24 protein-coding genes and 2 pseudogenes are annotated in these 23985 nt (G+C 59.6%); 8 read left to right on the forward strand and 18 right to left on the reverse strand.

What is annotated here, in order from left to right; all coding sequences use genetic code 11:
- Nucleotides 1-13 precede the first annotated feature (13 nt).
- The gene (locus KBY02_RS10505; protein ID WP_003319364.1) at nt 14-703 is read left to right on the forward strand and encodes an OmpA family protein; all 690 of its coding nucleotides are present in this window, start codon (nt 14-16) and stop codon (nt 701-703) included.
- 246 nt (nt 704-949) lie between these two features.
- Here KBY02_RS10505 and KBY02_RS10510 read toward each other — a convergent pair whose 3' ends face one another.
- The 3 genes and pseudogenes from KBY02_RS10510 to KBY02_RS10520 all read right to left on the reverse strand — a co-directional run bounded on the left by KBY02_RS10510 (nt 950) and on the right by KBY02_RS10520 (nt 4392).
- Nucleotides 950-1855, reverse strand: coding sequence for an acyltransferase (locus KBY02_RS10510; RefSeq protein ID WP_024640129.1), 906 nt, complete (start codon nt 1853-1855; stop codon nt 950-952).
- Between the two features lie 63 nt (nt 1856-1918).
- Nucleotides 1919-4009, reverse strand: coding sequence for a phosphate acetyltransferase (gene pta / locus KBY02_RS10515; protein WP_225650318.1), 2091 nt, complete (start codon nt 4007-4009; stop codon nt 1919-1921).
- Nucleotides 4010-4086: 77 nt separating this feature from the next.
- Nucleotides 4087-4392, reverse strand: a pseudogene (locus KBY02_RS10520) (DUF3565 domain-containing protein).
- A gap of 14 nt (nt 4393-4406) precedes the next feature.
- Here KBY02_RS10520 and KBY02_RS10525 point away from each other — a divergent pair.
- The 3 genes from KBY02_RS10525 (at nt 4407) to KBY02_RS10535 (ending at nt 6773) form a co-directional block, all read left to right on the forward strand.
- Nucleotides 4407-4892 carry an FKBP-type peptidyl-prolyl cis-trans isomerase gene (locus KBY02_RS10525; protein WP_004406868.1) on the forward strand — a complete coding sequence of 162 codons (486 nt, stop codon included), beginning with the start codon at nt 4407-4409 and terminating at the stop codon, nt 4890-4892.
- A gap of 131 nt (nt 4893-5023) precedes the next feature.
- The gene (locus KBY02_RS10530) at nt 5024-5512 is read left to right on the forward strand and encodes a glutathione peroxidase (protein WP_004406866.1); all 489 of its coding nucleotides are present in this window, start codon (nt 5024-5026) and stop codon (nt 5510-5512) included.
- 157 nt (nt 5513-5669) lie between these two features.
- Nucleotides 5670-6773: an NADH:flavin oxidoreductase gene (locus KBY02_RS10535; RefSeq protein WP_011266766.1), complete on the forward strand. Its 1104-nt coding sequence runs from the start codon at nt 5670-5672 to the stop codon at nt 6771-6773.
- Here the strand turns inward: KBY02_RS10535 and KBY02_RS10540 are convergent.
- The 4 genes from KBY02_RS10540 to cysZ form a co-directional block, all read right to left on the reverse strand.
- Nucleotides 6742-7962 (reverse strand): glycosyltransferase family 4 protein, encoded by a 1221-nt coding sequence (locus KBY02_RS10540; RefSeq protein ID WP_148193966.1) that lies wholly within the window; start codon nt 7960-7962, stop codon nt 6742-6744. The two genes, KBY02_RS10535 and KBY02_RS10540, sit on opposite strands and share 32 nt — an antisense overlap.
- A gap of 180 nt (nt 7963-8142) precedes the next feature.
- Nucleotides 8143-8463 (reverse strand): hypothetical protein, encoded by a 321-nt coding sequence (locus KBY02_RS10545; protein WP_024652333.1) that lies wholly within the window; start codon nt 8461-8463, stop codon nt 8143-8145.
- A gap of 316 nt (nt 8464-8779) precedes the next feature.
- Nucleotides 8780-9124 carry a hypothetical protein gene (locus KBY02_RS10550; protein WP_004406859.1) on the reverse strand — a complete coding sequence of 115 codons (345 nt, stop codon included), beginning with the start codon at nt 9122-9124 and terminating at the stop codon, nt 8780-8782.
- Nucleotides 9125-9319: 195 nt separating this feature from the next.
- Nucleotides 9320-10081 carry a sulfate transporter CysZ gene (gene cysZ, locus KBY02_RS10555; protein WP_003408742.1) on the reverse strand — a complete coding sequence of 254 codons (762 nt, stop codon included), beginning with the start codon at nt 10079-10081 and terminating at the stop codon, nt 9320-9322.
- A gap of 375 nt (nt 10082-10456) precedes the next feature.
- On the opposite strand from cysZ, the gene trxB reads away from it, so the two are divergent.
- Nucleotides 10457-11419 (forward strand): thioredoxin-disulfide reductase, encoded by a 963-nt coding sequence (trxB, locus tag KBY02_RS10560; protein ID WP_003316986.1) that lies wholly within the window; start codon nt 10457-10459, stop codon nt 11417-11419.
- Nucleotides 11420-11532: 113 nt separating this feature from the next.
- On the opposite strand, the gene KBY02_RS10565 is transcribed toward trxB, so the two are convergent.
- The 7 genes from KBY02_RS10565 to KBY02_RS10595 form a co-directional block, all read right to left on the reverse strand.
- Nucleotides 11533-11874, reverse strand: coding sequence for a HopJ type III effector protein (locus tag KBY02_RS10565; protein WP_032656246.1), 342 nt, complete (start codon nt 11872-11874; stop codon nt 11533-11535).
- Nucleotides 11867-12166 carry a DUF1244 domain-containing protein gene (locus KBY02_RS10570; protein ID WP_003365478.1) on the reverse strand — a complete coding sequence of 100 codons (300 nt, stop codon included), beginning with the start codon at nt 12164-12166 and terminating at the stop codon, nt 11867-11869. Before KBY02_RS10570 ends, KBY02_RS10565 begins: the two co-directional genes overlap by 8 nt.
- 43 nt (nt 12167-12209) lie before the next feature.
- The gene (gene folX / locus KBY02_RS10575; RefSeq protein WP_003316983.1) at nt 12210-12581 is read right to left on the reverse strand and encodes a dihydroneopterin triphosphate 2'-epimerase; all 372 of its coding nucleotides are present in this window, start codon (nt 12579-12581) and stop codon (nt 12210-12212) included.
- Nucleotides 12581-13144, reverse strand: a complete 564-nt coding sequence (folE, locus tag KBY02_RS10580; protein ID WP_003346200.1) for a GTP cyclohydrolase I FolE — start codon at nt 13142-13144, stop codon at nt 12581-12583. Before folE ends, folX begins: the two co-directional genes overlap by 1 nt.
- Before the next feature lie 21 nt (nt 13145-13165).
- On the reverse strand, nt 13166-13876 hold the full coding sequence (folM, locus tag KBY02_RS10585) for a dihydromonapterin reductase (protein WP_024640124.1): 711 nt from the start codon (nt 13874-13876) through the stop codon (nt 13166-13168).
- A gap of 234 nt (nt 13877-14110) precedes the next feature.
- Nucleotides 14111-14677, reverse strand: a complete 567-nt coding sequence (locus KBY02_RS10590) for an antibiotic biosynthesis monooxygenase (RefSeq protein WP_003346204.1) — start codon at nt 14675-14677, stop codon at nt 14111-14113.
- A 151-nt stretch (nt 14678-14828) separates the two neighbouring features.
- Nucleotides 14829-15434, reverse strand: coding sequence for a hypothetical protein (locus tag KBY02_RS10595; protein ID WP_004406840.1), 606 nt, complete (start codon nt 15432-15434; stop codon nt 14829-14831).
- Nucleotides 15435-15640: 206 nt separating this feature from the next.
- Here KBY02_RS10595 and KBY02_RS10600 point away from each other — a divergent pair, with 206 nt between their 5' ends.
- The 3 genes and pseudogenes from KBY02_RS10600 (at nt 15641) to KBY02_RS10610 (ending at nt 17885) form a co-directional block, all read left to right on the forward strand.
- Entirely contained in the window at nt 15641-16093 is a 453-nt protein-coding gene (locus KBY02_RS10600; protein ID WP_024652336.1) for a flavodoxin, read from the forward strand.
- A gap of 111 nt (nt 16094-16204) precedes the next feature.
- Nucleotides 16205-17114 (forward strand): annotated as a pseudogene (locus tag KBY02_RS10605) (SDR family oxidoreductase).
- A 213-nt stretch (nt 17115-17327) separates the two neighbouring features.
- Nucleotides 17328-17885 (forward strand): hypothetical protein, encoded by a 558-nt coding sequence (locus KBY02_RS10610; RefSeq protein ID WP_024643037.1) that lies wholly within the window; start codon nt 17328-17330, stop codon nt 17883-17885.
- Nucleotides 17886-18114: 229 nt separating this feature from the next.
- Here the strand turns inward: KBY02_RS10610 and KBY02_RS10615 are convergent, their stop codons facing one another.
- The 4 genes from KBY02_RS10615 to KBY02_RS10630 form a co-directional block, all read right to left on the reverse strand.
- Entirely contained in the window at nt 18115-18918 is an 804-nt protein-coding gene (locus KBY02_RS10615; protein ID WP_024643038.1) for a SirB1 family protein, read from the reverse strand.
- 81 nt (nt 18919-18999) lie between these two features.
- The gene (locus KBY02_RS10620; RefSeq protein WP_024643039.1) at nt 19000-19872 is read right to left on the reverse strand and encodes a hypothetical protein; all 873 of its coding nucleotides are present in this window, start codon (nt 19870-19872) and stop codon (nt 19000-19002) included.
- A gap of 31 nt (nt 19873-19903) precedes the next feature.
- A complete protein-coding gene (locus tag KBY02_RS10625; RefSeq protein WP_225650319.1) occupies nt 19904-21868 on the reverse strand; it encodes a bacteriophage N4 adsorption protein A in 1965 nt (654 codons plus the stop codon).
- On the reverse strand, nt 21865-23985 hold the full coding sequence (locus KBY02_RS10630) for a glycosyl transferase family protein (RefSeq protein WP_225650321.1): 2121 nt from the start codon (nt 23983-23985) through the stop codon (nt 21865-21867). Before KBY02_RS10630 ends, KBY02_RS10625 begins: the two co-directional genes overlap by 4 nt.

Raw genomic sequence — 23985 nt, forward strand, 5'->3', positions numbered from 1 at the left:
CAGGAGCACCTGAATGTTTACCTCGCGTCGTTTGATCATTGTTGCCACCGCCGTAGCCATGCTTTCCGGCTGTGCAACATCCAATCCCTATGACAATCAAGGCCAGGCGCAAAGCTCCGGTGGTATGAGCAAAACGGCCAAGTACGGCGGACTCGGCGCATTGGCCGGTGCGGTAGCCGGCGCGGCCATCGATCACAATCATCGCGGCAAGGGTGCCCTGATTGGCGCAGCAGTGGCAGGTGCCGCATCGGCGGGTTATGGCTACTACGCAGACAAGCAGGAAGCTGCGCTGCGCGAGAGCATGGCCAACACCGGTGTCGAGGTACAGCGTCAGGGTGACCAGATCAAACTGATCATGCCGGGTAACATCACGTTCGCGACGGACTCTTCGGCCATTGCCAGCAGCTTCTATTCGCCGCTCAACAATCTGGCCAGCTCGCTCAAGCAGTTCAACCAGAACAACATTGAAATCGTCGGTTACACCGACAGCACCGGCAGCCGCCAGCACAACATGGACCTGTCGCAACAGCGCGCCCAGAGCGTCGCGACTTACCTGACCTCGCAAGGCGTCGATCAAGCGCACCTGTCAGTGCGCGGTGCAGGGCCTGATCAACCGATTGCCAGCAACGCCGACGTCAACGGCCGCGCCCAGAACCGCCGCGTAGAGGTTAACCTCAAGCCGATTCCGGGTCAGCAGTACTGATAAATGCCGCTGCGTCCGCCTGAATGCGGACGCAGAGTATCATCACGATAGTTGAGATCATCGTTCCTCACGCTCCAGCGTGGCAATGCAGTTCGCGACGCTCTGCGTCGCAAAGAGGACGCAGAGCGTCCAGAACGGCATGCCAACGCGGAGCATTGGCACGATGGATGGCTGAAACGTCAGGCTTGCGGCGGCCTTGATGGCCTCTTCGCGAGCAAGCTCGCTTCCACTTCCCACAAGTCAATATCAATGCGGCGCCGGATACTGCTCATGCAGGCTGTCCAGCAGTCGGTCTTTCTCTTCCCATAGCGTATTGATCCACTGCTGGAATTCCAGGCGGTATTCGCCGTCCTGGTCGTAATTCTTGCCGAGAAACTGCTGCGGGATTTTGATCTCTTCGAAGTGCGCAACCACTTCCTTCACATTCCCACACAGCAGGTCCCAGTAGCCGGGTTGTCCGCCAGGGTAGTGGATGGTCACGTTGATGATCGATTCCAGCTGTTCGCCCATCGCATCGAGCACGAAGGCAATGCCGCCGGCCTTGGGTTTGAGCAGGTGGCGGAAGGGTGAGTTCTGTTGCGCGTGTTTGCCGGCCGTGAAGCGCGTGCCTTCTGCGAAGTTGAAAATCCCCACCGGGTTATGGCGAAACTTCGCGCAGGTGCGGCGAGTGGTTTCCAGGTCCTTGCCTTTCTTTTCCGGGTGTTTGGCAAGGTACGCCTTGGAGTAGCGCTTCATGAACGGAAAGCCCAGCGCCCACCACGCCAGACCGATCACCGGGACCCAGATCAACTCCTGCTTGAGGAAAAACTTCAATGGGCGAATACGTCGGTTGAGCACGTACTGCAAGACCATGATGTCGACCCAGCTCTGGTGATTGCTGGTGACCAGATACGAGTGCTGGTAATCCAGCCCTTCCAGGCCGCTCAGGTGCCAGCGGGTGTGGCACAGCAGTCTGATCCAGGCATTGTTGTTGCCGATCCAGGTTTCATGGATGTGGCTCATCAGCCAGTCGGTGAAGCGCTGTGCCGCAGAGAAGGGCAGGCAGATCTTGAGGATCGTGACCGCGAACAGCACCGTGCAGCAGACGATGGTGTTCAGCGCCAGCAACAGCGAGGCAATGACGCCGCGTAACGGGGCAGGCAGAAAATCCATTAGGAAGATGGCTCCGCAAGTTATCGGAAGCCGCAGACTGCTCTGCGGCACTCGGGTCAGGTATCAGGACAGCGTGTCGGCCTGTATGGCTGTCAGCGCGATGGTGTAGACAATGTCGTCGACCTGCGCGCCGCGCGGCAGATCGTTTACCGGTTTGCGCAGGCCCTGCAGCATCGGGCCGATGCTCACACAGTCGGCACTGCGTTGCACCGCCTTGTACGTGGTATTGCCGGTGTTCAGGTCGGGGAACACGAACACGTTGGCGCGTCCTGCGACCGCGCTGTCTGGAGCCAGCTGCCGGGCGACCTGTTCGTTGGCGGCCGCATCATACTGCAGCGGCCCGTCGATCAATAGATCGCGGCGGGTTTCGCGTGCCAGTTGCGTGGCTTCGCGGACCTTCTCGACTTCTTCGCCGCTGGCCGAGTTGCCGCTGGAATAGCTGATCATCGCCACGCGTGGCGAGATGCCGAACGCAGTGGCCGAGTCGGCGCTTTGCAAGGCAATCTCGGACAGTTCGCTGGCGCTCGGATGCGGGTTCATGATGCAGTCGCCGTACATCAGCACCTGCTCGGGAAAGAGCATGAAGAACACTGAAGACACCAGCGTGCAGCCTGGCGCGGTCTTGATCAGTTGCAGGGCCGGGCGGATGGTGTTGGCGGTGGAGTGAATGACGCCGGACACCAGCCCGTCGACCTCGTCCAGCGCCAGCATCACCGTGCCGATGACCACCGGGTCTTCGAGCTGTTGCTCAGCCATGGGCGCGTTCAGGCTTTTGCTTTTGCGCAGTTCCACCATCGGCGCAACGTAGCGTTCACGAATCAGGTCCGGGTCAAGAATTTCCAGCCCCTGCGGCAGCTCGATGCCGTGCGCCTGCGCAACGGCATGCACTTCCTCGGGCCTGGCCAGCAACACGCAACGCGCGATACCGCGCGCCTGGCAGATGGCGGCAGCCTGAATGGTCAGCGGTTCGTTGCCTTCAGGCAGCACGATGCGCTTGTTGGCCGCCTGCGCGCGCTGGATCAACTGATAGCGAAACACCGCGGGCGACAGGCGCAGCTCACGGGGTGTGCCGCAGCGCTGGTGCAGCCAGTTGGCGTCCAGATGACTGGCAACGAAGTCGGTGATGTTTTCCGCGCGCTCGCGGTCATCGATGGGGATTTCCTTGTTCAACTGATTCAGACGATTGGCCGTGTCATACGAACCGCTGCTGACCGACAGCACCGGCAGCCCCGCCTGCAGTGCGCCGCGGCACAGCTCCATGATGCGTGGGTCGGGCACGGTATCGCTGGTCAGCAGCAGGCCGGCCAGCGGTACGCCGTTGATTGCCGCAAGGCTCACCGCCAGGATGATGTCGTCGCGGTCGCCCGGCGTCACCACCAGCACCCCCGGCTTGAGCAGTGGAACAGTATTGAGCACGGTCCGCGCACAAATGATGATTCTGGTCATGCGGCGCTGATCGTAGTCGCCTGCGTTCAGCACCTGCGCGCCGAGCAGCTCGGCCACATCGCGGGTACGCGGCGCGTTGAGTTCGGCGCGATACGGAATGCAGCCCAGCAGGCGAAAGTCGCCGCTGCGCAGCAAGGGGGAGTGCTCTTTCAGGCGCGAGGCGAAGACTTCCATGCTTTCTTCGGTGCGCACCTTGTTGAGTATCACGCCCAGCACCTTGGGATCCTTGGGGCCGCCAAACAGCTGGGCCTGCAATTCGACCCTGCCCGACAGATCGGCGAGCACTTCGTTTTCCGGAGCAGAGACCAGAATGACTTCGGCATCCAGGCTCTTGGCCAAATGCAGATTGACCCGTGCGGCATAGCTCGCGCTGCGGGTCGGGACCATGCCTTCGACGACCAGCACGTCCTTGCCGACCGCTGCCTGCTGATAAAGATTGATGATCTCTTCGAGCAGTTCATCCAGTTGACCATCACCGAGCATGCGCTCGACATGCGTCAGTCCCAGAGGCTTGGGCGGCTTGAGGCCATGGGTGCGAGCCATCAGTTCGGTCGAGCGCTCGGGGCCCAGATCACCGGGATGTGGCTGGGCGATCGGTTTGAAAAAGCCTACTTTCAAACCAGCGCGCTCCAGCGTGCGCACCAGTCCCAGGCTGATGGAGGTCAACCCCACGCCAAAGTCAGTGGGGGCGATAAAAAAAGTCTGCATACTGGCTTCTCGATTGAGCAGTGCAAGGGTCGCAGCACATAGGGAACCGCTGCCGACCGAAAAAGTCCGGAAACCGTCTAACGCGATTTCTCTGCCGCAAGACTATCGTTATCCGCAGCGTTCGCACACCAGCCGCAACGAAAGGCTTTACCGGTCATCTGTTGACGCTGTGCAGGGGCCAGTACCCAGGCGCGTGACTGCCAGGGAGGCTGATGACGCAGGTGCTGAGTGTGGCCGCAGGACAGTAGCGCAATCCAGTGCCCTTCTTCATCCTGACTGAAACCGATAACGGTTGAACTTTCCAATCAGGGCCGTCCGTCAGAGTTGCGTTCGCTTTCGGGCGATTGCTTGGTTAAACTTGACCGTTCTTCAATCTTAAGCAAAAGGTCTTGTCCCCATGCCGATCGCCGCCAATAAGGCTGTCTCCATTGACTATACCCTGACCAACGACGCTGGTGAGGTCATCGACAGTTCTGCCGGTGGTGCGCCGCTGGTTTACCTGCAAGGTGCAGGCAACATCATCCCGGGCCTGGAAAAGGCACTGGAAGGCAAGGAAGTAGGCGAGCAGGTGAAAGTCGCCGTCGAGCCCGAAGACGCCTACGGCGAGTACTCGGCCGAACTGGTCAGCACCCTGAGCAGCAGCATGTTCGAAGGCGTCGACAAGCTTGAAGTCGGCATGCAGTTTCACGCTTCCGGCCCGGATGGCGGCATGCAGATCGTGACCATCCGTGATCTGGATGGCGACGACGTCACCGTTGACGGCAACCATCCGCTCGCGGGTCAGCGCCTGAACTTCGACGTGAAGGTTGTGGCCATCCGTGATGCCAGTGAAGAAGAAATGGCTCACGGCCATGTTCACGGCGAAGGCGGTCATCAACACTGATTTGTGCTGCTAAGCTCAGGCACTGAAAAGGCGCCCTGGCTGTTCTGCGATGACGACTTTCGTTACGCGTGCGGTCACGGTGCCTTTTTTCGGGTTGTAGCCTGGGGCGACTTGTTTCAAAAGGGGTTCTCATGAGTGCTTTTCACGACATCAAATTGAAAGCGCTGGGTGGCCAGGAACTGCCGCTGGCGAATTTCAGAAAAAAAGTGGTTCTGGTAGTCAACGTCGCGTCCAAATGCGGGCTGACACCGCAGTACGCGGCACTTGAAAACCTCTATCAGCAGTACAAGGACCAGGGCCTGGAGATACTGGGTCTGCCGTGCAACCAGTTTGCCGGGCAGGAACCGGGTACCGAGCAAGAGATCGCCGAATTTTGCCAACTCAACTATGGCGTGACGTTTACGCTGGGTGAAAAACTCGACGTCAACGGCCCCAACCGGCACTCGCTTTACCGTTTGCTGGCGGGCGAGGGTGCCGAGTTTCCCGGGGATATCACCTGGAACTTCGAAAAGTTTCTGGTTGGCAAGAACGGCGGTGTAAGCGCACGTTTTTCTCCGCGTACCACTCCGGATGATCCTGCGGTGATCCAGGCCATCGAAAAGGCCCTGGCGCAAAGCTGATCGTAGAGCCGGGGTAGCATTTAGCATTCGCCCGGCTTTCTTGCGCGCTCGTCGCTTCTGAACTCAAATCAGCCAGATCAATAGTACTGGGCCGCCGCTGACGCCCGGCGATATTCTGCGCGCCTGATGGCAATCGACCATTTCACAGGAGTTGCGCATGTCGGCAGAAGCCTTGTTCACGCCTTTCCGTCTGGGCAGCCTGGAGCTGTCCTCGCGTGTGGTCATGGCCCCCATGACCCGCTCGTTCTCGCCAGGGCACGTGCCCAACTCGAAGGTCGTCGAGTACTACCGGCGGCGCGCTGCTGCAGGCGTCGGGCTGATTATCACCGAAGGTACGACGGTCAATCACAAGGCCTCCAACGGTTATCCGAACGTCCCGCAGTTTTTCGGCGAAGCGCCGCTGGCCGGCTGGCGCAAGGTGGTCGAGGCGGTGCATGCGGAGGGCGGCAAGATCGTCCCGCAACTCTGGCACGTCGGCGCAGTTCGCCGTCCTGGCACCGAGCCGGACGGCAGCGTGCCTGCCTACGGGCCGATGGAGAAGGTCAAGGACGGTCAGGTGCTGGTGCATGGCATGAGCAAGCAGGACATCGACGAGGTCGTAGCGGCCTTTGCCCAGGCTGCCGCCGATGCCAGGGCGATTGGCATGGACGGTGTCGAAATTCATGGGGCTCACGGTTACCTGGTCGATCAGTTCTTTTGGGAGGGCAGCAATCAGCGTAGCGACGAGTACGGCGGCAGCCTCGCCAACCGCTCACGGTTTGCTCTCGAACTGATCAAGGCCGTGCGCGGCGCAGTAGGCCCGGACTACCCGATCATTTTCCGTTTCTCACAATGGAAACAGCAGGATTACACCGCGCGCCTGGTGCAAACGCCCGAGGCGCTGGGCGAGTTCCTGCAGCCTCTGGCTGATGCAGGTGTGGATATCTTTCATTGCTCTACCCGGCGTTTCTGGGAGCCTGAGTTTGAAGGCTCCGACCTGAACCTGGCGGGCTGGACGCGCAAGCTGACCGGCAAACCGACCATTACTGTCGGCAGCGTCGGACTGGACGGCGAGTTCCTGCAATTCATGGTCAACACCGACAAGGTCGCTCAACCGGCCAGCCTGGAAAATCTGCTGAAGCGACTGGGCAACGACGAGTTCGATCTGGTGGCGGTGGGGCGCGCGCTGCTGGTCGATCCTGATTGGGCACTGAAAGTGCGCGAGGGGCGCGAGCAGGACATCCTGCCCTTCAGTCGAGACGCACTGACGACACTGGTCTGATTTTCTTGCTGGCTACCGACCTGATCTCTTTGACGCTTGCAGCGTTCTGGCTCGGGCAGGCCTCGCGCAATTGACGCTCGAACTGATCGATGACCGCTGTCCAGCCCTGGCGGCTGGCATGCTGCCGGGCGTTGAGACGCACGCGGCGCAGCGTCTCACTGTCCTCCAGCAACCAGCGTGCCGCGTCGATGAACGCCGCCTCGTCACCCGGCATGGCCAACGCACCGTTGTGGCCATGGCGGATATGCTGCCCGGCTGCGGCTTCATCGTAGGCGACCACCCCCAAGCCTGAGGCCAGTGCTTCGAGAACCACGTTGCCGAAGGTTTCGGTGAGGCTGGGGAACAGAAACATATCGGCCGAGGCATAGTGCGTCGCCAGCACCTCGCCGCGCTGCGTCCCGCAGAAAATCGCCTCCGGAATTTGCTGCTCCAGCTGCGCGCGTTGAGGCCCGTCGCCAACGACCACCAATTTCAGATTACGCTGCGGGTAACTGTCCTTGAGCGCCTCGAAACAGGCTTTGAGCAGGCTCAGGTTTTTTTCGGGGGCAAGGCGGCCGACATGCAGGACCGCGACATCATCGGCTTGCAGACCCCAATTCTCGCGCAAAGGCTGCGAGCGTCTGGACGGGCTGAACAATTGGCTGTCGACGCCTCGCGACAACAGCTCGATCCTCTCAAAGCCACGCCGCTCCAGCTCGACCTTCTGACTGATGCTCGGCACCAGCGTCATGCGCGAGCGATTGTGGAACCAGCGCAGGTAGTGCGTCAGCAAACGGGTGATGAAACCCATGCCGTACTGCTGCGTGTACTGTGGGAAGTTGGTATGGAAGCCACTGATCACCGCAATCCCCAGACGCCGCGCTGCGCGCAGTGCCGAGAGCCCCAGCGGCCCTTCCGTGGCGATGTACAGCACATCCGGCCGACGCCGCTGCCAGCGCCGCAGCAGCTTGTGCATCGAAGACTGACCCCACTGCAAACCCGGGTAACCCGGTATCGGCCAGCCCCGGCAGAGCAGCAGATCCTCTGCAGTGCCCGCGCCGGTCTCGTCGTTCTGACGTGGCCGGACCAGCTCGACCCGATGCCCGCGCAAACGCAACCCTTCACACAGCCGCCCCAGGGTATTGGCGACGCCGTTGATCTCGGGAGTAAAGGTTTCAGTGATCAGGGTGACATTAAGAATTTGGCTCATGAGAGCAGTGTCGACTGATTACATTTCGGTTATGTGGCGGTTGTGTGATGGATTGGTGATAGGGCGCCGGTAAGGTGAGCAAGTTGGTGTGAGACTGCGCGGGATAGTTAATAGGTAAATGCATAGGCCGTACACCCGACGGGGTGACATTAGGAAATGGCACAGTATTGTCGGTGTGGGTCATTTGAAAATCCCTCGCGCACGTTCCATTGCCGCAGGCATAGGCACGAAGTCTTTATCCTCCACACTGGATCTGCGTTGTTCGATAGTCATGCTATCCATGAAGCGAGTCGAGCGGGGCATTGCCGAGCTGCCGAGTGTTGCGGGTGCTGCGGCTGGAGGTTTTTTCTCTGTCTGTGTGATGGCATCGTTCAACAGGTTTGCAAACCGACCTGAACGGTTTTCCGGTAGTCTTTCGAAGGATGCCGGTCGGTAGGAGGAGAGTTGTTCTGGGACAGATTCTGTTTTTATTTCCGTAGCGATTACTCCTGTTTTTTTCAATCAGGAGAGCAAGGATGATGCCATATTTAATATATTGCTTGTTCCTACGCCGTTGCGATCTTGTATTAGAGGTCGGGAAGATATGTCCTGCGCAATATTCCTACGTGTAATGTTTTTTCATATCTCGGCAAACAGTGTCTGCTTGCGGCAAGCTGTTGCCGTTACACGGAATGGAGTTATATAAGCTGGTTGTGGGAATACTGATATATAGCTGTAAGAAGCCTCCCTTTTAACGCCGAAGTGCCGAACAGATAACTCGTTATCTGTTCGGCACGCTCTCAGGCGTAGTCGTCACTCAGCCGGTCAAGCGGGGCACTCAGCCCAGATCACGAACCAGTTGGCCGATCACTTCGCCCACTTTGGCCAGATCCGGTGCCGCCAGACGATGTTCATCGGCATACGAATACGCCACGGTGAACAGGCCGGCGGTGCGGGTGGAGTAGGCAGGGGCGTCTTTCTCGAAAACACGGTTTTCAGCTTCGGCAGTCAGCGAAGTGGAGCTGATGACGATGCGCTCTTCGGGGTCGTTCACACCGTTGAGGTACACGTTGTCCGGGTTGATCGACCATTCGGCCAGTTCACTGACCAGAAAGGCGCGGATCTTTTCCTGAACGGTAGCGTTGTCAGCGGCCAGTGCAGCAGGATTTACTTGAGCATTCATGATTTAACTTCCTTGTTAAGTTCATGTGTCGCCTGGTTTCATGGAAAGTGGCTTCACATGAACGGGTTGGTTGAGGCCCCATTTAGCCCCAACTGGCAGGTTGAGTTGCGGTGCATATTTATATGTGTGTGATTTTTTTCTTCGGGTGTGCCGAACCGCATGGCGCGGTCCGGCATGTCTTCATTCAGCCGCGTGTCAGCCGCGTGCGTGAGTCACCGGCAATGCATCCGCGCCGCGCTCGCGCACCCAGAACAGCGTTGCACCGGCCACTGCAGCAGGCATCATCAGCAGGTTGACCACCGGGATCAGCAAGGCAACGTAGACGATGCCGCCGAAGCTCAGGCTCTGCCAGCGTTTGCTCTTCAGCCAGCCGAGCATTTCGTTCCAGCCCAGTTTGTGGTTGTCGGCGGGGTAGTCGATGTACTGGATCGCCATCATCCACACCCCGAACAATAGCCATAGCGGGGCGGCGATGATGTTGGCGACCGGGATGAACGACAGGATGAACAGGCCGAGCATGCGCGGCAACATGTAGCCCAGCTTGCGTGCTTCGCGGGCCAGGGTGCGGGGCACCATGGCGACCAGTTCGGCCCAGCTGAAATCGGGCGATTCGTCTACGCCACGAACCACGGCTTCGACCTTTTCGGACAGAAACCCGTTGAATGGCGCGGCGATGATGTTGGCGACTACGGTGAAGGTGAAAAACACCATCAGCAGCACCAGCGCCACGAACAGTGGCCAGAGGATGTAACTGAGAAAGCTCAGCCAATGAGGCAGGGTCGGCATGAAGGTGTCGACCCACAGCTCGAACTGATGCACCGCCAGATAGATCAGGCCGCAGAACAACACCACATTGATGCTCAATGGCAGTAGAACGAACAAGCGCAAGCCTGGGCTGAGGACCAGTTTCAGGCCCTCTCTCAGGTATTGCGGGCCGGTAAGGGCGGGAGCGGGCATGGGAGTCTCCGAGTGCTTGAAAGGCGTGACCTTACCGGCTTTGTGATGGCCATGAAAGAGCTGAGCGCCGACGGTTTTTGAGCATGCCAGACTTGTGGCGTATCCTTGGCGAAGGAAGATTATCCGAATGGCTCGTCACCCATGCGCTGCTTTCAGGCGCCCACGCTATAGAAGTGACCTATAGGGTGGATTGTGAAACGATATTTCCTTAACCTCTGCGGCCCCGATAGGCTGTTCGGCAATCCAGGACCTGTCCTTCAGGTCAGAATTTTCAGGACCCGCCGAAGCAAATGACGCTTCCCCAAGCGTTTCGGTGGTCCTTTTTATCCAGCCGTCCCGACCGCGGCGTAAACGGTCGGTCGATAGGAGTGTGTCATGTCAGACGTACGTCATTCCCGAGTGATCATTCTCGGTTCCGGCCCTGCCGGTTACAGCGCTGCGGTCTACGCCGCTCGCGCCAACCTCAAGCCTCTGCTGATCACCGGCATGCAGGCTGGCGGCCAATTGACCACGACTACAGAAGTTGATAACTGGCCAGGCGACCCGCACGGCCTGACCGGTCCTGCCCTGATGGAGCGCATGCGTGAGCATGCCGAGCGTTTCGAGACTGAAATCGTCTTCGACCACATCAATTCGGTTGATCTGGCCGGCAAGCCGTTCAGCCTGCAGGGCGATAGCGCGACCTACACCTGCGACGCCCTGATCATTGCCACCGGCGCCAGCGCCCGCTACCTGGGCCTGCCTTCTGAAGAAGCGTTCATGGGCAAGGGTGTTTCTGCCTGCGCCACCTGCGACGGTTTCTTCTATCGCAACCGTGAAGTCGCGGTGGTCGGTGGGGGTAACACCGCGGTGGAAGAGGCGCTGTATCTGGCCAACATCGCCAGCAAGGTGACCCTGGTTCACCGTCGCGAAACCTTCCGTGCCGAGAAGATCCTGATCGACAAGCTGCACGCGCGCGTCGCCGAAGGCAAGATCGAACTCAAGCTCAACGCCACGCTGGACGAGGTCCTGGGTGACAACATGGGCGTGACCGGTGCGCGCCTGAAGAACAACGACGGCAGCAGCAGCGAGCTGAAAGTCGACGGCGTGTTCATCGCGATCGGCCACACGCCGAACACCTCGTTGTTCGACGGCCAGCTGGCCTTGAAGGACGGTTACATGGTTGTGCAGGGTGGCCGTGAAGGTAATGCCACAGCGACCAGCGTCGAAGGCGTATTCGCTGCCGGCGACGTGGCCGACCACGTGTATCGCCAGGCCATTACCTCGGCCGGTGCCGGCTGCATGGCGGCACTCGATGTCGAGCGCTACCTGGACGGGCTGGCTGACGTATCGTTCTGATCGTTGCCGTCTGATTCACTTCGTGCCAATGCTTTGCATTGGCACGAAGTTCGCTGCGCTCTGCTGGATATATGTGCGCCGCGCGACAAGGAGCAGCGGCGCTCAAGCTCTGATCAAGCCTTGCGCTTGAGCGGCTCGCCTGCAAACTTCACACCCGCCAGACCATTCGCCATCAGCGCACGGATATTGCCGTGGTCGCTGCCTTCAGGTGTGGCTTGCACCGAGCGGTAATGCTCGCCGAACGCCAGCAGTGCCTCTTCGTCAGTCAAGCCTTCCAGCAATGCCAGGCCCAGGGTCTTGCACGACCCTTCGTTTTGCCCGGCAGCATTGTCGACGGCGCCGTTTCTGAAGGCCTGAGGCTGATAGTCATAGCCGTCGGCGATGAATGCCAGGGTGTCGGCAAACGCATGCTCGCCGCTGCTCAGGCTGGTGCGCAGGGAATTCAGATCAGTCATGTTGTTTGGTTTCCTTGACGAACGCCGCCTGTTGTTCGGCGTTCGCTTCTTTCTGGTAGCGGGCTTTCCACTCGCTGTACGGCATGCCATAAACCACTTCACGCGCATCATCGAGGCTGAGGTCGATGTGCTTTTCGTCAGCAGCGGCCTTGTACCACTTGGACAGGCAATTGCGGCAGAAGCCGGACAGGTTCATCAGGTCGATGTTCTGGACATCCTTGCGGCTGTCCAGATGCGCGACCAGTCGGCGGAAGGCTGCGGCTTCGAGTTCGAGGCGTTCTTGCTCGGTCATGACGGGCTCTTTTCAGTTGACGGTTGAGGTCATGATAAGAGTTTCAGCGTTGACCGGCGAGCGTGATCGATACGGATTCGGCAAAGCGCAGGGCATGCGGCTTGTCGACTTCCACTTCAGCGTAGGTTACCGCCTCGTGGCTCATCACCAGGTCCAGCACTTCCTGGGTCAGTCGTTCCAGCAGGGCAAAGCGATTACCCTCGACATGCTGGATGATGGCCTTGGTGATGGTGCGATAGTTGAGGGCATGCTCGATGTCGTTATCCCGCACGGCTTCCTGAGCGGCATACAGAATCGTCAGGTTGATCAGCACGTCCTGTTTGTTGAGGATTTCGTCCTCGTTGATGCCGATGAACGTGCGCAGGCGCAGGTCCTTGACGCGGATGCGTGCGGTGCCAGGTTCGAGTCTTGCCATTATTGTCTGCTCCGTCCGATCAATTGCAGAAACTCCATGCGCGTGGTGCTCGAGTCACGGAAGGCGCCGAGCATCACTGACGTATTCATGGTCGAATTCTGCTTTTCGACGCCGCGCATCATCATGCACATGTGCTGGGCTTCGATGACCACCGCTACACCGGCGGCTCCGGTGACTTTCTGAATCGCATCGGCAATCTGTTTGGTCAGATTTTCCTGAATCTGCAGACGGCGGGCAAACATGTCGACGATGCGTGCGATCTTCGACAGACCCAGCACCTTGCCGGTCGGAATGTAGGCCACATGCGCCTTGCCTATGAACGGCAGCAGGTGGTGCTCGCAAAGCGAGTACAACTCGATGTTCTGGACGATGACCATCTCATCGTTATCGGAGGCGAACAGCGCGCCATTGACGATTTCTTCGACGCTCTGGGTGTAGCCATGACACAGGTACTGCATGGCTTTGGAAGCGCGTTTCGGCGTGTCCAGCAGACCTTCGCGGTCTGGATCTTCACCAAGGCCGAGCAGAATGTCTCGATAGTGCTGGGGCAGGGACGAACTCATCAGAATGATCCTCGGGGCGGCTTACTTGACGTGCCGTCCGCCGTTTACGGTCAGTGTTGTGCCGGTGACATAGGTGCTGTCCAGAAGATAACGCAGGCTCTGGTAAATCACCTCTGCACCAGGCTCTATGCCCAGGGCCGATTTGGCCAGGGCGTTGGCGCGGTAGGCCGCATCATCCTTGGGTTGAAACATCAACAGCGCCGGTGCTATGCCGTTGACTTTGACAAGCGGGGCGAACCTGGCAGCGAAGGACAGCGTCAGGCTTTCCAGGCCGGCCTTGGTTGCGCAGTAGGCGATGTGCTTGCTGCTGCCCTTGCGGGTCACGTCATCGCTGATATGCACGATGTCAGCGACCTCACTGGCGGTCAGCAACGACTCGCAATGCAGATTGATCAGGTAGGGCGCCAGCATGTGCACGTTGAACATGCGGGTGAAGTTGCCGGCTTCATCGCCCGGTGTTTCTGCCAGCCACTCGGAAGCATTGTGGACAATGGCCCGCAGGCTCGAGGTCTGGGTTTTCAACAGCTCGACAAAGGCCATGATCCCGGCCTCGCAAGAAAAATCCCCGTGGATGGCCACCGCTCCAGCCTGGCGCAATTCCGTCACACTTTCGTGCTCGGTGCGGTAACTGATGATCACCCGTTGCCCGTGTTCGAGCAGACGCAAGGCGCAATGCAGACCTACGCGCTGGCTGGCGCCGGTGATCAGGACAGGTGCAGAAGAGATTGCCATCGACAGCTCACGTATCGGTTATCGGGAGTGGACGGGGATTGTACGGTCGATTGTTTCTTCCGGTTTACAGGCAAAGTTATACCAGAGAATTTTTTTGTACAACCCTGGGCATCATGAAACTCGTCAAGCCAGCGCGCGCAGCCGCTGGGCACGGGATGGCCGGGGAAATGAGAGGGAGCGAGGAGCGACCAAGACCTGTACCGAAGGGTAGGGGGTGTACAGGTCTTTATGAGCTTAGCGAGGGGAAGGTGATTGCGTCGGGCGTGCCGGTGCCGGCGTGCTCTGTAGCCAGGGTGCCAGCAGGCGCGTGGACAGCGGGATGAACAGGTAGACCATCAGCGGGGTGAGCACCGCGGTGCTGATCATGATGCGCGGCAACAGGTCCAGATGATTGAGCAACGGGCCCAGCAGAAAGTTGAAGATCAGCGACACGGGGAAGAACGCCAGCCAGATCGCGACGGCCTGTTTCCAGCGTGGCGGGCGCTGATCGATTGCGCCGAACCAGCCGTCGATACCGCTGACCCGATGCTCCGAGGGTTGTGCGAAAAGACCGCTGCCGCGCACCAGCCAGGAGCGCCGAGAGGCGGAATGCTCCCAGGCGTGCATGGTGTGCTCATCGGTGAAGCGGAAAATGATCTGAAATTCGTCATCGCCGGGCGGGGGAGCCAGTACCCCTGAACCCAGATACCCCGGAAAGTCCGTGGCCAACTGTTCGCCTTCGTGCAGCCAGGCCATCATTTCATGGTAACGACCCTGCGCCACGCGGCGGGCAACCATCAAGGTGACGGGTGAGGTAGACATTGTATATCTCCGGTAGAGGCGTGAAATTCCCGGGTAGGGAGGTCACATGCCGCGATCCGGGATGGTGGATAGCGACAGCTTCACGTGAACAGCAAGCAAGGATTATTCCTGAAACGCTGAGAGACCGGTAGAGCGTTGCCGGGCAGGCGGGTTACTTGTGCAGGGACGGATGTTTGCGACGATGCTCTTGCAGGATGTACTGACGCAGGCGCTCGGCATCGTCCTTGCCATGCTTGCTGAAGTGATAGGCACCGACGTTTTGCCCGATCATTCGCTCCAGCTTGCCGCGCATTGGAATAGGCGCTTGACCCGGCGGGTTGAACCAGGCTGAAAAGTTTCTCGGCAGCTTGCCTTCCTTGCGGTACTCGAGCAGTACGCCCTTGAACGACAACTCGTGGACCCACAGCGCTCTCAGTGCGCCCTTTTCGGTTTCGAGAGGGATCGGCTCTTCCAGCACGAGTCGCCATGGGCGGATCTTCGGACCTTCTTCGAAGATACTCGGCGCGCCGAGCTCCAGATGCAGTGCGTGGAATTCGTCCTCGACCAGATGCAGAGGGAAATTCATCTGCTGATTCTCGAACTGCGCATGAATCGTGACCTGCTCATGAGCGGCCAGCTTTGTCAGCAGATCCTGGATCTGGATGCCGCCATTGACCAGCAGACTGCGCGTACTGTCACGTACGTTCAACTGGGGGTTGCGCTGCATGCTCTGGATAAAATCCAGCTCAGCCTGGGTGAGAAGTGAATCAGGTTGCATGGGCGGAGGCTCGGTCTAACCGGTTATTGAGAACACAGACCATTGATTCCGCAAAGTGTTCTGGCCATCCGTCATATTTTTTCATTCAAGTGTTTCAGCTCTGCTGTGCTTCTTCGGGCAGACCGAAGGCAGAATGGTCCGTAGAAAATTCAGACGGCATTCTAAGGCATAATGTTTCACTTTTTTAAGCTGCTGCAGGAATAACCATGAAAGTCGCCATCGTGTGTGGAACGGTCTACGGATCGGCCGAGGAAGTTGCCAGACACGCCGCTGCACTGTTGCGTGCCGCCGGCCATGAGACCCTCGTCAATCCGCGCCTAATGCTGCCGGATCTGCTCGCCTTCGAGCCTCAGGCGCTCCTTGCTGTGACGTCGACCACCGGGATGGGCGAGTTGCCCGACAACCTCATGCCTCTTTATGCAGCGCTGCGCGACGGTCTGCCAGGCGAGCTGCGTGGATTGCCTGGTGGGGTGATCGCACTGGGCGATGCCAGTTACGGCGACACCTTCTGCGCAGGCGGTGAGCAGATGCGCGAACTGTTCGCTGAGTTGGGCGTTAGCGAAGTGCAGGACATGTTGCGTCTGGACGGAAGCGAAAGCGTCACCCCGGAAACCGACGCCGAGCCGTGGCTGGAAGCGTTCATCAAGCATCTGGGCTGAAAATATCGCGCTCCTTTATGGGGAATGATTCAGCACAGCAGGTGTTGATTGTGGCTGTGCAGGGCGTGGACGACACTCATCGCAACGTCTTTCTGAGGCATGGAGCCAGCGATGAGCGAGTCAGTGCGTTTTGACGATAAAGTCGTGATTGTGACCGGCGCAGGGGGGGCTGGGTCGGGCTCATGCGCTTCTGTTTGCGAAACATGGTGCGCGAGTGGTGGTCAACGATCTGGGCGGTTCTGCGCATGGCGAAGGGGCCAGCGCGTCTGCCGCCGATTGCGTCGTGGCCGAGATTCGCGCGGCAGGCGGCACTGCAATAGCCAACCATGATTCGGTGACCGAGGGCGGCCGCATTGTGCAGCATGCGCTGGACGCATTCGGGCGCATCGATGTGCTGGTCAACAACGCTGGCATCCTGCGTGACAAGACCTTCGCCAACATGGAGGACGCCGACTGGGACCTGGTCTATCGCGTCCATGTCGAGGGGGCCTATAAGGTCACCCATGCCGCCTGGCCTTATCTGCGCGAGCAGAATGACGGACGGGTGATCTTCACGTCATCGACGTCCAGTATCTACGGCAACTTCGGGCAAGCCAATTATGCGACGGCCAAGCTGGGGCTTTACGGGCTGACCCGCACCCTCGCGCTGGAAGGTCGCAAGCACCGCATCTTCGTCAACGCCATAGCGCCGACGGGCGGTACACGCATGACCGAGGGGCTGATTCCCGCCAATGTCTTCGAGCTGCTCAAGCCCGAGCTGGTCAGCCCGCTGGTGGTGTACCTGTGCAGCGCACAATGCCAGAGCAGTGGCGAGCTGTTCGAAGTGGGCGGTGGCTGGATCGGCAAGGTCCGCTGGCAGCGCAGTCAGGGAGCCTGTTTCGACCCGCAGGCAGGCTTCAGCCCGGAAGACGTCGCGGCGCAGTGGCAGGCGATTGGTGATTTCGCCAACGCAGCGCACCCTGCCGACACTGGCGAGGCGCTGAAGGAAATGATGGCCAACCTGCAGAAGTACGTTAAATGAACAGCCTCTGGCAGTTGCTGCAAGACCGCGGTTATCGGTTGCGCGTGCGCGCTTATTCACGCTGACGGCTTGATTATGTGTGAGAAGTTTCACCGAGTTATGTAAGTGCTGTCTTGTGGCACTGTAGGGCAGGTATGGATTTTTGCACGCCTATCAATCATGCCGTGCTGGCCCCGATATGAAGTTCGAACACATTCATATCTGGAGTGACACATGGCCAAATCAATATGGGGCGACTTTCCGCCGGTAAACATCGCGGCGCCTCCTGAACGCGTCAAGGTCAAGAAAGCTGCGGCACAGGTGACCCAGGTGCTTCAGGAGGTGGGCGAAAATTCGATTGCGCTCAATTCCCTGGCGATGGAAAAACGCAAGATGAAACCGCTGTTCAAGGGCTTCAATCCTGAACAGATAAGCCCCAAGGATCTCAACAGAGCGGGGATGATCCTGTACAAGTTCGGCATGATCGATAATCACACCGCTGAGTTGATGAGTCGCGCAGGCGACGAGTTCGACAAGAAAGGCAAACTGGTCGACCCCAGCAAGGAAATCAATGCGCTGGAGTTTTTTGCCAGTCGGATCATCGACATGAAAGAGAAAGCGCTGAGCGGTGATCCATACGCCAACGCGCTCTTGCCTGATTACATCAAGACCATCCATATCCTGCAGAATCTTCAGGTGTTTGCCGAGTCGGGTGACAGCTACGAGATGCGCAAGATCAAGGACATGGAAAGCAAGGGGCTGATCAAAAAAACGCCGAATGCCAAGGGCTGAGGCACGCAGTACGCATGAAGGCTGAAGGCGTTAAACCTGCAGGCAATAAAAAAGGCCGCTGCGCAGAGACCTGCACGGCGGCCAAACAAAACGCAGGATCAAGGGAGCTTGCAAATCCACGTCGATTTAACGCGCGCAGGTTAACCGCCATCACGCGTCTGAAAAATCCCCGCGCAGGATATGCAGCATTACCCGGCAGGTAACAATTCGCCGCGAATGAGCAGGATGCTCAATGAACGCGGTGGTTTACCGATAAATGGCTCAGGCGCTCGGCAAGCTGGAGTCTTTGCAGTGGGTCTTCACTGAGCAACAGCGCGCGTTCCAGATCGAAACGTTCGGCCTGCGGGCATTCAAGAAACTGATACAGACTGGCGCGAGCCAGGTGATCGCTGCTGGTGGCCTGGCCCAGTTCGACGATGCGGTCGGCATCCTTGAGCGCCGCGAGGGCATTATCGTTGATCTGGTGCAGGTGCCGCAGGTTGCGCGACAACCGTTGCAGCATGCTGGTCGGGGTGGCGCGTGTCATATGTTCGGCGCGCAGCTGCATGGTCGGGCCGAACTGCCGGATCAACAGCTCGCGGCAATCGGCGGGATAGAGCCTGCGCCCGCTGCAGGGGTCGAGCAGGTGATCGGCACCCGGCACGCGCAGCAGGAAGTGACCCGGGAAGTTAACGCCTTCCAGTGCGATATCCAGGCGCCGTGCGATCTCCAGCGCGATCATTGCCAGCCCCAGTGGCTGGCCTCGACGCTGCCGCACGATCTTGTGCAAAAGGGCCGAGTCGGGTTTGGGAGGGTTCCAGTCATCCTGCTGAAAACCCAGGGCGTTGAGATGCCGCAACAGCGGCTGGGCAAGTTCAGGCGCAGGCAGGACAGGCAGCGCTGAATTTATCTGGCGCTGCAACTGGTCCATTTCGCTCATCACCTCATGCCAGGCGAAGTGCGCGTCATGTTCGGTCGACACCCATAACGCAGCTTCAAACACCGCGGGCGGTGTCTGTTGCAGGCAGGCCAGGCAATGCTGACGTGGCGTCATTGACCACTCCGTGCGGCTCGAAATCCAGTACGAAGACTCTTTGTAGCCCTGTGCGCGAATTTCGTCCAGCGCCACTTGTTTCTACTTGTTCAGAGCTTCTATCAGGTCGGGTGTCACATAGTGCGGACCGTCGAACAGATACAGCGGATAGCCATCGAATGCGGCGATCTGCGGTTTCAGTTCGGCCGCCGTTGCCGGGCGGAAGCCGCCGCCTACCTGCGGACGAAAGGCTTCGACGATGATTCTTACGCGATTCTTGCCCAGCCTGTTGCGCAAGGCATCGGCATAGGTTCGGGCAACCGGGGCGGTGCGGGCATAAACACCCACACCATCCTGAAAGAACACGCCGATATCGTCCGGCAGCCAGGTTTTCAGCCAGTCTGCCGTGGCGGCGGGCCCGATATTGCCGCCATCGTAGACGCTGATCCATAACGGTCTGGGCAGTTTCGCCAACAGTGCGGGTAACTCCTTGGCCCGACTCCAGCTGGGATCGACCTCGGCGGGGAAGTACCAGCCGGTGACATTGAGCGGCGTTTTCACCTTGGCCAATTGCGCCGAAAGCACCGCCAGTTGCTCGATATTGTCCCGTGAGCGGGCTTCGCTGAAGTACCCGGCCAGCCCGAGGATCACCTCCTGCGCCCACGGCTCCTTGCCGATGCGTGTCCAGTCCGGCAACACGGGCACACTGGCCATCGGCGTGCCCGGTATGAACGCCTGATCATCGACCGCCGTCCACTGCACGAGCAATTGCCGTGCGCCGAGTCTGTCCCAGTTGCCGCTTATGCCTACGGTTGCGTTATCCGGTTGCCAGACGATGCCGACCACGCCCGGGCCCTTGGGCTGGATCAGCAGATACAGCTCGCTGGTGCCGAAGGCGATCGCCCCCACCAGCAGGGCGGCCACCGAGGTCTTGATCAATGTTGCCTGTCGCAGCAGTGCGGCCAGAGCCTTCAAACATTACTCCCTGATGGGTGACGGGCGCGGGTCACCACGAGAACGTCATGCGTGCGAAAACGCCTTCTGCGCGGTCATCGCCAAACACTTTCTCGCGATACTGCACGGAGAAGTCGACATACGACTGCGGCGCCTTGTACTTATCCTCGCGGAACCAGTAACGCACGCCCGTACCGACACCAAGCCCGCCAGCATTACTCGATGATGTGCTGCTACGGCCGAGACTGTCGACCTCACTGCGCATCTTCGAATCGTAGTCCACTGCGGCGACCACATGGGGAAACACCACCAGCCGCGGGCTGATGCTGTCCAGACGGAAGCTGCGTCCGACCTGCCACTCGCTGTTGAAATAGTTGCGCTTGTCCTGCAGATAGCGCCCGCCTTCAGCGTACAGCTGCGACGTCCACCAGCTCGGTACATCGACGCGCAGGTCGGTGCCGATGCTCGAGCCGTAGCCCAAGCGCACCAGCCAGTCGCCGTCGGCGTTCGAGTTGCCCAGCGGAAAGGTGCGTTCGAAGGCACCGATCACGTTGACTGCGCTGAACGGCTTGACCCGGATACCGAGCGCGCCCTGCAAAGCGTCCGCGCCTGTGTCGGAGTCGCCTTCCTTGCTCCACAGCGTGTCGGTGACGCGTCCGTAAAGCTCGACGAAGCGCGCATTGCGGTAACCGAAGGGTCGCCAGAACACTTCGGTGCTGTTCTGCACGCTGTCATTGCTGCCGCCGGGTGTGCCGCTCAGGCCGCTGCTGGTGCTGGCACCCCGATAAGTCGTGGTGTTGGTCAATCCCCATTCACGGGACAGATCAGAGACGGCGCGTCGGGTGTCGAACACCTGTTGCGCGGGCATCTGCAAATCGCCGGTCTGCTGATAATCGAGCACGCGTTTGAAGTAGGCGATGGCCTGCGCATCGTTCGACGTGCGCATCGCGCTGTAGGCGGCATCCTGCACTTCGCGTGGCTTGAGGCCGGACTGACGGTCAACACGCTTGAACGTATCCAGCGCACCTTGATCATCGCCCGCCTGGCTGAGGAAATAGGCTATCTGCACTTCATCGCCGGGTTGCAGTTCGCCCGCGTCGCGTGCTTTCTGCAAGCGTTGCAATGCCTCACTCGGCTGGCCCATGGCGGCGTACAACGAGGCCTGTTCACGCAGCGGCAGGTTGCCGACCGCCATGGCCTGGGCGAAGTCCTGACGCGCGCCGTCCTGATCGCCCAGGCGCTGACGCATTTGTCCGCGCTGGACGAGCAGGGTGGCGTCGTTGCCATTCAGAGCCAGCGCTTCGGTGGCCGCAGAACGCGCTTCGGCATACTGCCCTTGGGCAATCAGGGCGCTGACCAGTAATTTCCGGTAGGCCATCTGCTTTGGGAAACTGCGGACGGCCTCCCGCGCCTCGCTGACCGCGGTGTCGTTATCTCCGCGAGCCAATGCCTTGTATCCGGTGGCCGCCTTGTTGACCGCCACCTGCTCCTGAATCGCCTGCCGACGACGCGTCAGCACCTGTTGCGGCCCCAGTGCCTGCTCGGCATCGTTGATCGCTGCCTGTGCTTCATCCAGATGCTGCTGACGTTGCAGCGCCTCGATCAGCATCATGCGGTAATCGAGGTTCTTCGGTGCCTGGGCAATGGCCTTGCGCGCATGACTGGCCGAGCCGTCGTAGTCGCGGTTGGCGTAGGCGCGCAGCGCCTGATTGCCTTCCAGATAGCCAGGTTGCGGACGCGTCTTGTAAGCGCGTTGCGGATGATCGCGGCGGTACTTGTCGCGTTCGGCCAACGTAATGAGGTCACGCAACTGCTGAGCGTCACCGCGCTGACGCAACGCTTCGTTCGCTTTGGCGATGGCCAGGTCGTAATCCTTGCGGTTGTAGGCCATGTAGGCTTCGTTGGCGATGGCATACGCCGGGCCGGTCAACGGCAAAGGCAGGGTTTCTGCCTGGCTGAACGGCGAAGAAAGACTCAGGCCGGTCACCAGCAGCGACAGGATGAAGGGGCGCTTCATAGTGGCTGCTCCGTTTGATCGTCAGATCGGTAATGGTTGTGCTGACGTGCCACAGCCTGTTCGATGGTTTCTCTGGGCAGCACGCCAATGTCGACCAGGTAGTCGCCGATCCGGCCATGCACATGCGGGCGGTAGCCGAGCATGGCTTTCTGGAACACTTCGCGGTCCAGCAGGCCTTGCTCGATCAGCAGATCGCCCAGCAGTGGCGCTCTGGCTGGAAGCGGCTGACCCTCGCCCACCTGAAGCTGACGCAACTGCGCGACGATGTCGCTTTCACGGGCAATCAACTGCACCGGCTCGGCACCCAGCTGTTCGCTAATCTGCTGCAGACCGTCAGGCGGCAGCGGGCTGGCCACTGCGATTTCCTGGCGGCCCAGCGCATTCATTTGCAACGGCACGACACGCCAGCGCAGGCAGAACTCATCCGCCAGCACACTGTTGTCGGCACGCTTGCTGGCGATGTCGAACACCCGCGGCAGGTCATTCTGGAAGGCGATGGCCTCAGCCAGGGTTTCATCGTCGAGCCAGCCGTGGCTAAGCAAAATCCTGCCCAGGGGCACCTGACGGGTTTGCTGTTCAGTCAGTGCGGTCTGCAGTTTTTCGTCGTTGATGGCTTGCCAGGACAACAGCACGCTGCCCAGACGGCGGGGCGCGACGGCAATCAGGTCGGAAGACGGGAAGTCGTGCATGGTCTTGTCCCAGACCAGCTTGCGGTTGAGCACCTTGCCCACCAGAAACATCCGCCAGGCCCGAGCCGCAGCCATGAAGTTGACGAAGTTGCCGACCACCATGCGCGGTATCGACAGCAAACCGTGCTGCCAGCCGTAAAGCACGGTAGTGAAGTAGCAGCGGTGCAGGATCCGCCACAGCAACGCGATGCCGTTGGCCACCAGCAGATACTGAATCAGTCCGGTGGTTTCAAACGGTGTCGGGAAGCTGGTATTCCACAGCCCGCTGGAGCGCAGAACGATCAGTGCCAGCAGCTGGATGAGGATCAGGTAGGCAATGATGCTGATAAACGATGTCACCACACCCTTGCGGTCGCGAAACAGCAGGTAACGGTTTGCCAGCGAGCCGGTCCAGCCCATTTGCTCCCAGCCTTGCAAGCCGATACCCAGCGTCCAGCGCGCTTTCTGGCGAAAGGCAGTGCGGAAGGTGTCCGGGAAGAATTCGCGCACGCACAGCGGCATTTCCAGCGTCGATTCGTAAGGCTTGCGGAACCACGATTTGCGCAGCACCCGAAATTGCACCGGGAAGCGTACGAAGATCGCCTGCATGCCGTACTTCGCCAGTCGCGCGCCGACGTCGTAGTCCTCGGTCAGGCTTTCGGTATTGAACGGCTGGTTCTGGTTTTCATCCGCCAGCACCATCAGCGCACGTCGCGAGAAGCAAGTGCCGACACCGGCCGAAGGCACGGTGTCAGTCATGCTTTCGCGTACCACCAGGTCCTTGCCGTGCCATTCGGCGAACTCGTCCATGTAGGTGCCGGCTACCCATTCGTACCAGTTGCGTTCCAGCGACACGACCGGCAACTGGATCATGTCCTTGCGCGGCAACAGGTAATTGAACAGGCGCAGTTCAAGCGGGTGCAGCACGTCTTCGCTGTCGTGCAGGATAGTCCCGGCGAACTGTACGGCGTGGGTCTTCTCGTACAGGAAAATCGCCTGGATCACCCAGTTCAGGCAGTCGGCCTTGCAGGTCGGGCCGGCGTGCGGCACCTCCACACGGTGCAACTGCTTGTAGCGGCGACGCATGCGCTCCACTTCATCGATGGTGCGCTGGTCGTTGATGTAAGTGCCGACGAACACCACGTAGTTCTGATAGTCGAGCGTCGACACCATGTTTTCGATCATCGGCGCGATGACGTCGTATTCCAGCCAGGCCGGGACCATGATTGCCAGCGGCTGCTCGTCACGGGCAGTCAACTGCTCGGCAGTCAGTGGCCGGTAGCGACGTTCGGCGGTGAACTTGCGGTACAGCCGGCGCGACCAGTACCAGATATCGATGAACAGGTCATCGATACTCGATACCAGGATGATCAGCCCGACAACGATCGTCGCGACTTCCAGCACGCTGTAGTAATGGGCCAGCCAGTAAGGCCAATAGAGCGACGTCAT

Source organism: Pseudomonas sp. P129 (genome assembly GCF_020312195.1).
GTDB classification, from domain to species: Bacteria; Pseudomonadota; Gammaproteobacteria; order Pseudomonadales; family Pseudomonadaceae; genus Aquipseudomonas; species Aquipseudomonas fragariae.

Coding starts and splice junctions, on each gene's coding strand:
- KBY02_RS10565 (WP_032656246.1), bottom strand. CDS start 11,874: ATGACTGATCTGAATTCCCTGCGCACCAGCCTGAGCAGCGGCGAGCAT.
- KBY02_RS10595 (WP_004406840.1), bottom strand. CDS start 15,434: ATGCAACCTGATTCACTTCTCACCCAGGCTGAGCTGGATTTTATCCAG.
- folM (WP_024640124.1), bottom strand. CDS start 13,876: ATGGCAATCTCTTCTGCACCTGTCCTGATCACCGGCGCCAGCCAGCGC.
- KBY02_RS10505 (WP_003319364.1), top strand. CDS start 14: ATGTTTACCTCGCGTCGTTTGATCATTGTTGCCACCGCCGTAGCCATG.
- KBY02_RS10510 (WP_024640129.1), bottom strand. CDS start 1,855: ATGGATTTTCTGCCTGCCCCGTTACGCGGCGTCATTGCCTCGCTGTTG.
- KBY02_RS10525 (WP_004406868.1), top strand. CDS start 4,407: ATGCCGATCGCCGCCAATAAGGCTGTCTCCATTGACTATACCCTGACC.
- KBY02_RS10610 (WP_024643037.1), top strand. CDS start 17,328: ATGGCCAAATCAATATGGGGCGACTTTCCGCCGGTAAACATCGCGGCG.
- KBY02_RS10625 (WP_225650319.1), bottom strand. CDS start 21,868: ATGAAGCGCCCCTTCATCCTGTCGCTGCTGGTGACCGGCCTGAGTCTT.
- KBY02_RS10540 (WP_148193966.1), bottom strand. CDS start 7,962: ATGAGCCAAATTCTTAATGTCACCCTGATCACTGAAACCTTTACTCCC.
- folX (WP_003316983.1), bottom strand. CDS start 12,581: ATGGCAAGACTCGAACCTGGCACCGCACGCATCCGCGTCAAGGACCTG.
- pta (WP_225650318.1), bottom strand. CDS start 4,009: ATGCAGACTTTTTTTATCGCCCCCACTGACTTTGGCGTGGGGTTGACC.
- folE (WP_003346200.1), bottom strand. CDS start 13,144: ATGAGTTCGTCCCTGCCCCAGCACTATCGAGACATTCTGCTCGGCCTT.
- KBY02_RS10600 (WP_024652336.1), top strand. CDS start 15,641: ATGAAAGTCGCCATCGTGTGTGGAACGGTCTACGGATCGGCCGAGGAA.
- KBY02_RS10570 (WP_003365478.1), bottom strand. CDS start 12,166: ATGACCGAGCAAGAACGCCTCGAACTCGAAGCCGCAGCCTTCCGCCGA.
- cysZ (WP_003408742.1), bottom strand. CDS start 10,081: ATGCCCGCTCCCGCCCTTACCGGCCCGCAATACCTGAGAGAGGGCCTG.
- KBY02_RS10550 (WP_004406859.1), bottom strand. CDS start 9,124: ATGAATGCTCAAGTAAATCCTGCTGCACTGGCCGCTGACAACGCTACC.
- KBY02_RS10535 (WP_011266766.1), top strand. CDS start 5,670: ATGTCGGCAGAAGCCTTGTTCACGCCTTTCCGTCTGGGCAGCCTGGAG.
- KBY02_RS10615 (WP_024643038.1), bottom strand. CDS start 18,918: ATGACGCCACGTCAGCATTGCCTGGCCTGCCTGCAACAGACACCGCCC.
- trxB (WP_003316986.1), top strand. CDS start 10,457: ATGTCAGACGTACGTCATTCCCGAGTGATCATTCTCGGTTCCGGCCCT.
- KBY02_RS10630 (WP_225650321.1), bottom strand. CDS start 23,985: ATGACGTCGCTCTATTGGCCTTACTGGCTGGCCCATTACTACAGCGTG.
- KBY02_RS10590 (WP_003346204.1), bottom strand. CDS start 14,677: ATGTCTACCTCACCCGTCACCTTGATGGTTGCCCGCCGCGTGGCGCAG.
- KBY02_RS10530 (WP_004406866.1), top strand. CDS start 5,024: ATGAGTGCTTTTCACGACATCAAATTGAAAGCGCTGGGTGGCCAGGAA.